This window comes from uncultured Marinobacter sp., assembly GCF_963974375.1.
In the GTDB taxonomy this organism is placed as follows: Bacteria; Pseudomonadota; Gammaproteobacteria; order Pseudomonadales; family Oleiphilaceae; genus Marinobacter.
Map to the genome: position 1 here is coordinate 1 of NZ_CAXBDN010000180.1, position 9,028 is coordinate 9,028.

At 54.3% G+C, this 9,028-nt stretch carries 9 protein-coding genes and 1 pseudogene; 6 read left to right on the forward strand and 4 right to left on the reverse strand.

What is annotated here, in order from left to right; genetic code table 11:
* The 4 genes from AAC035_RS14535 to AAC035_RS14550 form a co-directional block, all read left to right on the forward strand.
* A partial coding sequence (locus tag AAC035_RS14535; protein WP_339805377.1) for a peroxiredoxin occupies window positions 1-476 on the forward strand: 476 nt, incomplete at its 5' end.
* 43 nt (window positions 477-519) lie between these two features.
* The gene (locus tag AAC035_RS14540) at window positions 520-2,310 is read left to right on the forward strand and encodes a DEAD/DEAH box helicase (protein WP_339805379.1); all 1,791 of its coding nucleotides are present in this window, start codon (window positions 520-522) and stop codon (window positions 2,308-2,310) included.
* Between the two features lie 168 nt (window positions 2,311-2,478).
* Window positions 2,479-2,790: a type II toxin-antitoxin system HigB family toxin gene (locus AAC035_RS14545; protein ID WP_339805381.1), complete on the forward strand. Its 312-nt coding sequence runs from the start codon at window positions 2,479-2,481 to the stop codon at window positions 2,788-2,790.
* Between the two features lie 5 nt (window positions 2,791-2,795).
* Complete coding sequence (locus AAC035_RS14550; protein WP_339805382.1) at window positions 2,796-3,212, forward strand: transcriptional regulator; 417 nt, start codon at window positions 2,796-2,798, stop codon at window positions 3,210-3,212.
* Window positions 3,213-3,320: 108 nt separating this feature from the next.
* Here the strand turns inward: AAC035_RS14550 and AAC035_RS14555 are convergent, their stop codons facing one another.
* On the reverse strand, window positions 3,321-3,728 hold the full coding sequence (locus tag AAC035_RS14555; RefSeq protein ID WP_339805384.1) for a hypothetical protein: 408 nt from the start codon (window positions 3,726-3,728) through the stop codon (window positions 3,321-3,323).
* Between the two features lie 154 nt (window positions 3,729-3,882).
* Here AAC035_RS14555 and AAC035_RS14560 point away from each other — a divergent pair, with 154 nt between their 5' ends.
* Entirely contained in the window at window positions 3,883-4,665 is a 783-nt protein-coding gene (locus AAC035_RS14560) for a helix-turn-helix transcriptional regulator (RefSeq protein WP_339805386.1), read from the forward strand.
* A 128-nt stretch (window positions 4,666-4,793) separates the two neighbouring features.
* Here AAC035_RS14560 and AAC035_RS14565 read toward each other — a convergent pair whose 3' ends face one another.
* Window positions 4,794-5,492, reverse strand: coding sequence for a PDZ domain-containing protein (locus AAC035_RS14565; protein ID WP_339805388.1), 699 nt, complete (start codon window positions 5,490-5,492; stop codon window positions 4,794-4,796).
* Between the two features lie 97 nt (window positions 5,493-5,589).
* Window positions 5,590-5,697 (reverse strand): annotated as a pseudogene (locus AAC035_RS14570) (MOSC domain-containing protein); the annotation flags it as partial.
* Window positions 5,698-5,873: 176 nt separating this feature from the next.
* Here AAC035_RS14570 and AAC035_RS14575 point away from each other — a divergent pair.
* Window positions 5,874-7,622, forward strand: coding sequence for an aldehyde dehydrogenase family protein (locus tag AAC035_RS14575; protein ID WP_339805390.1), 1,749 nt, complete (start codon window positions 5,874-5,876; stop codon window positions 7,620-7,622).
* An 80-nt stretch (window positions 7,623-7,702) separates the two neighbouring features.
* On the opposite strand, the gene AAC035_RS14580 is transcribed toward AAC035_RS14575, so the two are convergent.
* Window positions 7,703-8,821: a GGDEF domain-containing protein gene (locus AAC035_RS14580; RefSeq protein ID WP_339805392.1), complete on the reverse strand. Its 1,119-nt coding sequence runs from the start codon at window positions 8,819-8,821 to the stop codon at window positions 7,703-7,705.
* Window positions 8,822-9,028 lie beyond the last annotated feature (207 nt).

The window sequence follows — 9,028 nt, forward strand, 5'->3', positions numbered from 1 at the left end:
TGACGATCAAGGTAGGCGACAAACTCCCCAAGGCAGAGCTCAGGACCATGGGTGAGAAAGGCCCTCAGGTTATTTCTACCGATGAGCTATTCAGCGGTCGGCGCGTTGCCCTGTTTGCTGTACCGGGTGCCTTCACGCCTGGCTGCTCCCAGACGCACATGCCTGGGTTTGTGATCAATGCCGACAAAATTCATGAAAAAGGCATCGACCAGATTGCCTGTCTGGCGACAAACGATGCCTTTGTCATGAGTGCCTGGCAACGCGACCAGAATGCCGAGCACATTCTTATGCTGAGCGATGGCAATGCGGATTTCGTCCGCAAGCTCGGTCTGGAGCTCGACGCCTCAGCCGGGGGCATGGGCATCCGCAGTCAGCGCTTTGCGCTTATCGCCAATGACGGTGTTGTGGAATGGCTTGGCGTCGACCCCAAGGGCGTGGACCAGAGCAGCGCTGAAACACTGTTGGGTCAGTTATAACCAGGCGGCATAGTTCCGCCTGCCCGGTACAAAGCCCTGCACAATGACGGCTCCTTTCACGCTGCGCCCTTATCAGCAGGAAGCGGTTGATGCCACGTTAAGGCATTTCCGCCAATCCGATGAGTCCGCCGTTATTGTGCTGCCCACCGGCGCCGGTAAAAGCCTGGTGATTGCCGAGTTGGCCCGTCTTGCCCGGCGCCGGATCCTGGTACTGACCCACGTCAAAGAACTGGTGGAGCAGAATCACGCCAAGTACCAGAGCTATGGGCTAACGGGCGGTGTCTTCTCCGCAGGGCTGAAGCGCAGGGAAAACCGGCATCAGGTGACCTTTGCCAGTGTGCAGTCGGTATCGGCGAATCTGGATCAGTTCCGGGATGAGTACTCGTTGGTCATCATCGATGAGTGCCATCGGGTCAGCGGTGAGGAAACCAGTCAGTATCAACGGATCATCGAGCTGCTGCGGCAAAAGAATGACGCCCTCAAGGTGCTCGGGCTTACCGCCACCCCCTATCGTCTGGCCATGGGCTGGATCTATCGCTATCACTACCGGGGCTTTGTTCGAGGCGGTAGTGATGATCAGGACAAGCCCTTTCAGCACTGCATTTATGAGCTGCCGTTGAGCTATATGATCAGTCGCGGGTATCTCACCCGGCCGGAGCTGGTGAATGCGGCGGTGGCGCAATACGATTTCTCCGCGCTGGCTCAGGATCGCTTTGGCGAATACGCCGAAAAGGACGTCAACCAGCTGCTGAGCAAACATAAGCGGGTGACCCGGGCCATCATCGAGCAGGTGATGGAGCTAGCCGCTGAGCGCAGTGGCGTGATGATCTTCGCGGCTACAGTGGATCATGCCCGGGAAATCACCGGCTATCTGCCGGCACACCAGACTGCCCTGGTGACCGGTGGCACGGATTTAAAGGATCGGGACCTACTGATTCAGCGCTTCAAACAGCGGCAGCTGAAGTATCTGGTGAATGTGTCTGTGCTCACCACGGGCTTTGATGCGCCCCATGTGGATCTGATTGCCATTCTTCGTCCTACCCAGTCGGTCAGCCTGTACCAGCAGATGGTGGGCCGCGGGCTACGTCTCGACGAAGGCAAACAGGATTGCCTGGTGATTGATTACGCGGGCAACCATGTGAATCTGCATCACCCGGAGGTGGGGGAGCCGAAACCCAACCACGACAGCGAGCCGGTACAGGTGTTCTGCCCGGGCTGCGGGTTTGCCAATATCTTCTGGGGCAAAACCGACAGTGAAGGCAGTGTGATCGAGCACTACGGCCGTCGTTGTCAGGGGCTGCTGGAGCCTGCGGAAACCGATAAACCGGACGTGAAGAAGGGGCGCCCGCAGCAGTGCGATTACCGTTTCCGTTTCAAGGAATGTCCCCACTGCGGTGGTGAGAATGATATTGCTGCCCGTAACTGCCACCAGTGCCACAAAGCCATCATCGACCCGGATGATCAGTTAAGAGACGCGCTGAAGCTCAAGGATGCCATAGTGATTCGTTGCGCCGGCATCACGTTGGCTGCCCATGCCGCCAACAACGGTAATAAGCTGAGGATCACCTATCATGGCGAAGATGGCGAGGAACTCAGCGAGTCTTTTGATTTCAGCAAGCCTCCGCAGCGCAGCGTGTTTAACCGGCTGTTCGGGCGTCGTCTGGCAAATGGCCAGACCCCGAAAATGTTCAGCCGGGTGGATGAGGTACTGGAGATTCAGGCCCTGTTGCCGTCGCCGGATTTTGTCATTGCCCGCAAGCAGAAGCATTACTGGCAGGTGCAGGAGCGGATTTTTGATTATAAGGGGGGCTATCGCAGGGCGAATGAGGTGTGAGGCCTTTAAATTGAATTAAGCGCTACCGATCACGGTCGGGCAGCTTTAGATGAGCGCAATCGGTGCAGGTAAAATCATCCAACTACCGATGAGGATGACTGGATTTAGTGAGGTTTCCATTTTGGAAACTCTGTGCTATGGTTTCCAAAAAAGAAACAAGGATGTCTTGTGCACGTAATTTCAAGGAAGCCGTTCAACGATGCAGCCAAAAAGTTTCCCAACGACAGAGAGGCGTTGGTAAGTACTTACATTACGCTACGGAATGGCCAGTTTTATACGCCGGAAGAGCTCCGCCGGGTGTTTCCTTCCCTGGATAATTTCAAGTACAGAGACAAATGGTGGATTATCGATATTGGTGGAAACAACTTACGGCTGATCGCCTTCATAGAGTTCCGTGACAACCGTATGTACGTGAAACATGTATGCAGCCATGCCGAGTATGACCGGCTGACTGAAAAATACCGTCGCAATCGGGAGTAAGGCCTATGGTATCGCCTGCCGTTTATCAGATCAGAGATGCGCTGGCCGAGTTGCCTTTCCTGGCTCATATAGAAACGCCAGATGACTATGAGCGGGCGCTGGAGTTGATGGATCAGTTAGTGGACGACTATGAAGCCAATAAGACGTTAGTTGAGATCCTGGCCGTCAGCATTGAGCGCTGGGAGGACCACGCTGGAGAGTTTGCCGATTTTAATGCCGCGGTTGCAGGAACAGACCGGGGTATTGCTGTGCTTAGAACCCTTATGGTTCAGCATGGTCTCGGGGTTGCTGATCTGCCAGAGATAGGTTCAAAGGGCAACGTGAGCAAGATTCTCAATGGTGTTGATGGCAAAAAGCTGACACGCAACCATATTGAAGCCCTCTGCAACCGGTTTGGCGTTTCTCCGGCGCTGTTTTTCTGAATTGCTGCACATCGAGATCAGGGATCCGGCTTCTTTGCAGTGCAGGGGGACACCGGTGCCGGTCTCTCGGGTAGCGGCATGAGCTGCCGCTACCCGGTACTTCGGTGATTAGCTGAACTCCGCCTCAAAAGCCTTACTGCCAGCAACCCGCTTCATCCACGCCATGTCCAGAGGTACCAGCACGTTCAGGGCGAACAGCACCCAGCCCAGGGGCTGCAGGCTTGCCGCAAACCACACCATAAGGGCCAGGGCCAGCAGGCTCCAGGTAACATCGACACCGATCATCAGGTTGAAGTATCTCTCCATCCACCGTTCGTTGATGGCCATGGCGACCATTTCCGCACACCACACCAGCAGTACAATACCGACCACCAGGTAGAAAGTTGCGCCGGGACCGCCCGCCCACTGGGCAATCGGTTCAGCGGCCAGAATCAGAGCCAGCGCCAGGGGCGTGGAGAGGATTACATCGCTCAGGACGATTTGCTTAACACTGAATTGTCGGACAAAGTTTTTCATAGCATCACTTCACTCGGGTTTCGCAATGTGTTTGCACTACGCTCCAAAGCTTCTACCCGGGCGGTGAGGTTCTCAATTACCTCACAGGTAATGGTGCAGCCTACCTTCGGTACGGATAATGGCTTCAGGAGCCTCTTAACTGAAAGGAAACACAATGAGTGCCTTCGGAACGCTGTTCAGAGAAATGCGGCAGGGCAAGCGCCTGAGCCAGATGGATTTCGGCCTTGCCTGCGAGGTGTCACCAAAACACATCAGCTTTCTGGAAACCGGCCGCAGCAAGCCCAGTAAAGGTATGGTTCTGCATTTAGCTCAGATGCTGCAAGCGGACCTGGCCGGAACCAACCGTCTGTTGTCGGCGGCGGGGTACAGCCAGGTCTACTCCGACCAGGATCTGAACGCGCCCGGCATGGCCATGATTCGGGAGGCGCTTGAGCATCTGTTGCAGGGGCACCTGCCGTACCCGGCGGTGGTATTCGACCACGAGTATTATCTGGTGATGGCCAATCAGGCCATGCAGGAGATGATGGTAAGAATGATCGAACTGGGCGCTCAGTTTACGGCCCGGCCAAACTTTCTGCTGTCGCTACTGGACGATCAGGGCATGAAACCCTTCGTGGGCGACTGGGAGAACATTGCCTGCCACATGTTGCAACGGGTCTATCATGAGCATCTTGCCGGCCCCTATCGGGATCAGCCAAATCGATTGCTGGAACAGGCCTTGACGGTGCCCGGCGTTCCGCAGAACTGGAAAAACCATCTGGTGGAACACCTGGATTACCCGGCGATTCCGTTTACCCTGAACCTGGGGGACCATCAGCTCAGAATCTTTTCTACCATCGCAACCATTGGCACGCCTCTGGATGTGACCGCGCAGAATTTGCGGATCGAACATTTCTTTCCAATGGATGAGCCCAGTAAGGCTTATTGGCAAGGCTGAAAAAATGCGAATCGGCGTCATCGCAGACACCCAGAGCAAAATGCGTCCCGAAACCCTGGAAGTCTCGGGCCTGATCCTTGACGCCGGGGACAGAACGTCCGTGTTGCTCCGTAGACGGGTATGGAGTGTTACTTGATCAACTGCTGGCGGATTGCCGTGGAATTTTCCCAGATACTCACGAGCACCCAGGCCACGCCATAGTAGAACAGGCCGAACAGTACCGACTCGGCGGCGGCAATCAGGGTCATCAGTTGAGTGTTGATCATCAACGAAATAACGGCCCCCACAATATTGAGCAGCAGGATCATGGTTGCTACGAACATGATCAGCTTCGTCCAGAACGAGGAGGGTTCGTCGGAGGTGGTTCTGGCAGAAGGTGCTGAGCTTTGGGGTTTTACGCCTTCCGACTGAATTCCCAATGGCCCGCTTGATACCTTGACTTGCTCCACGTCGCCCTCGCCGCGCTGATAGTGAACAAGGGCCTCAGTTTTACCCTTGCCCGCCTTGATGGCGTTGTCAAGGTGGTTTGCGGTCCTTACAGGGGTGCCGTTGTAGCTCGTGATTACGTCACCATTCTGCAGTCCAGCCTGCTCGGCGGCGCTGCCTTCCTTGACCAGATTGATGGTCACCCCGTTACTTGACATGGTTATTCCCCGTTTTTGTTCAGCCCGCAGTCCTCTGAACAGTGAGGCTGGTGCAAGAATGGATAAGCTGGCGAGACAGTACCAATCCCTGGAGCTCGATGTAATAGACCCCGGTGAGATTTGACGTTCTTTTTCATGTAGAGAGACTTGCCAGGACAGGCAATCCGAGGCAGAGCCATGCACTACTGTGCGAAATTATGTGATGCTGGAAACCGGGCAGAATTCTTGTTCATCTGACGCGGTTGGGCCACTAAACAAAGAGTTCCCGGCTTTCAACAGTTCATAAACAAGCCCGAACACCATCACCAAGTACTAACTCTCCCCCCTCAATCACCCGCGCCGTAATTCCCCAATGGCCGCGCATGGCGTTGTAATCTCCCCGCCCAAGCGTTGCGAACGGACCACATGCCGGGGTGTGAGTCTCATATTTTGACGAGAAAAACAGGTGTAATGTACAAGTGTATTGTATTGAACTAGTGTTATTACACCCCGCTGTGCAACTGGGGCGAAGTCGCTGGAATCCCTCCTCTCCGGCCCTCTGTGCTCACAATAAGGACAATAATCATGACTGCAGCTGTCGAAAAACCACATTCAGAAATACGGTTTGGACCTATTGATCAGGCCGTGGCAGAACTTGAAGCCTCTGCTCGGAACTGGGCTCGCATGCCACCGGCGGATAAAGTTGAAATCCTCGAGGAAATTCGTGATCGCCTGAACTCCGTCGCGTCTGCCTGGGCCAAAGAGGCTGCCAGGCAGAAACAGATTCCGAAGGGCTCGCCCCTGGAAGGTGAAGAATGGATGTCGGGTCCTTTCGCCCTTATGACCGCCTGTAACCTTTTAATCGACACATTATCCGGTCTCAACGGCAAGACCTTTCTGCGTAACATCCCGCTGAGAAGATCAACGACAGGGCAGGTTGTAGCCAAAATTTTGCCACACTCAATCTGGGACAAATTGTTGCTCTCTGGCGTTAATGCCGAGGTCTGGATGCAGAAGGGCGTAACCGAGAGTAATCTCGCGAGTAATACGGCCTCTGCCCACGATGTACCGCTTGATAAGCGCCCAGGGCGAGTATGCCTGGTACTGGGAGCCGGTAATATTGCTGCGATTCCTCCACTTGACTGTTTTCAGAAGTTGTTCACCGAAAATCAGGTGGTGCTTCTGAAAATGAATCCAGTCAATGAGTATCTTGATGTCTACCTGAAAGAGGCCTTCAAGCCTCTAATCGAGTGTGGCGCTTTGCGGATGGTTCGGGGAGGCGTGGGTGTCGGCAGGTATCTGTGCAACCACCCCACCATCGAAGAGATCCATATTACCGGATCAGCGCTGTCTCACGATGCCATCATATGGGGTATGAAGGGCGAGCAAGCCGCCAACAAGGCAGCTGGGACCCCGAAAAATAGCCGTCGTATAACGTCAGAACTGGGAGCGGTCTGCCCTACGATCGTTGTTCCAGGCCCCTGGACTACGGCAGATCTCGATTTCCAGGCGGAACATATTGCAACTCAGAAACTGCACAATTCCGGATTCAACTGCGTCGCCTGCCAAATGCTGATCCTGCCTGACAACTGGGCACTGACCAATAACCTGATGACCCGAGTGGAAAAAGTGATGGCGCAGGTCCCGGGGCGATCACTTTATTACCCCGGCGCAGCTGGGCGCATGGAGGAATTTTCGGCGAAGGGGGACAATGTTCTCAGTTTCAAGCGACCGGGTGCAGACGCCTGCGTGGTAACCCCTCTGGATGATGTCGACGACGCCAGTGCATGGTTCAAAACTACAGAAGTGTTTGCGCCGGCCATGAGTACACGCCGGCTTGCGGCAGCCAACGCGGAGCAATTCCTGAGACAGGCTGTGGCATTTGCCAACGATGAGCTGTATGGGACCCTGGGCGCCAACATTCTGATCCACCCTGACACCATTGAGGAAATTGGCGAGGAAACCTTCGAAGACATCATCGCGGAACTGCGTTACGGCACGATTGCTATCAACGCCTGGACCGGGCTCGGGTTTCTGATGCCGCAATGCCCATGGGGTGCCTTCCCCGGACATACTCTGGACGACGTTCAGAGCGGTATTGGCTTCGTCCACAATACTTACATGTTCGACAAGGTTGAACGTTGTGTTATCAGGGCTCCTTTTCGACCCTTTCCCAGAAGTCTGCTGGGATCCGGATTCAGTCTGTTACCAAGACCGCCCTGGTTCGTTACCAATCGCAAACAACACAAAATTGGCAGGTTGCTGACACGCTTTCAGTATCGACCCTCGTGGCTGAAGGTCCCGCGTATCTTCCTGAACGCCTTGCTGGGTTAAAAAGGCCAGTTTCCCGTCCGGCTATGTCGTTCATCGACGGAGCCGGGCGGGAGTCTGTGCGTCTGTTCAGTGCCCCGGAATCAGGGTGTGCTTCTGACAACTCGATTGCGGCCAGACCGCTTGCCTTCCAATAGAGCAGCGTCTGCACGGTCTATCGTCTGCTTTATTGCCTCCTCCGACTGATACATGGCTACGCCTACCGTAATCGTTATCTTCATATGCTGCCCGGCGTATTCGAAGTCATAGGCGTTGATCCGGGCCAGAATTCTTTCTGCCACGGTTGCTGCACCTTCACTATCCGTATCTGCGAGCAGCAACAGGAATTCCTCTCCGCCCCAGCGGGCCGCGACGTCATTCGCTCGCAACTGGTCACGCAATAACTCGGAGAGAGTCTTGAGGACCTGATCGCCGCAGTCGTGCCCATGGTTATCATTGAATTGCTTGAAGTAATCGATATCCATCAAAAGAAGCGCGGTCGGCCTTGCCGTACGCTTACTCAGTTCGACAGCAGCGTTTAGGCGGTGTTGCATTTCTCGACGATTCAGGAGGTTTGTCAATGGATCAATACTAGCCAGAGTTTCCAACTGATTGTGTAGCAGGGCTACCTTGTCGCTGGAATCTTTGGCGGCCCAACTGTAGTAGTAGGAAAGCATGCCAAGAACAAGGATGAAGGAGAGGCTGTTGGCGTAGAGAAAGTAATGTGAGACATCATCAAGGCCCGGAACGACTGGTATTGATAATCCGAAAAGGGCTACGTAGATAAAAGCAATGGCCAAGCAGCTTGCGAGTTTGATCGGGCCTGTCACTTGAGGACTGAATAATGTGACCGGAATGAGGATCAGGATGTAATAGTGGAATCCGCTATTCCAGCCGATCGTCAAAACACTCATGTAGGCGTGGGCTGTCACCTCTAATGAGCCCATCAGTTGACTCAATAGCAGCCGTTGTTTCCGGAGCAGGATCCCTGCAACCAACCAGGCAGTGACACTCCCGATATTAAACCAGGCCAGTGTCGTCAGGCCGAGGCCCGCAAACAGTATTACCATTCCCAAGTGAAACACGGTAGCGAAGATAACGGCTGCCCGGAAAGCCGTCCCGAAACGGTATGTTTCCTGAGCGAGTGGAGATGATGGATCCGCGAGCGTGACCGGTAGCAGCACCCTCAGGAAGTCGCTCACTTTGTTAGCAAGGTTTGACATGTCCACACCGAAGGAGGTCAAGCAGCATCCATGCCTTCAGAGTTAATTACCCCTGACTTGGTGCGGTTGACCGGGAAGAAAGGGCAAGAGCCACAAAAGATTATTGAAATGTTTATTTTTATTGCAACAGTCATTTTATATTCCGTCGCCCGGGAGCCTGTAAACCAAATTGTGTAACTGCCCACGACTGAGTAATCTTTTCAAAAG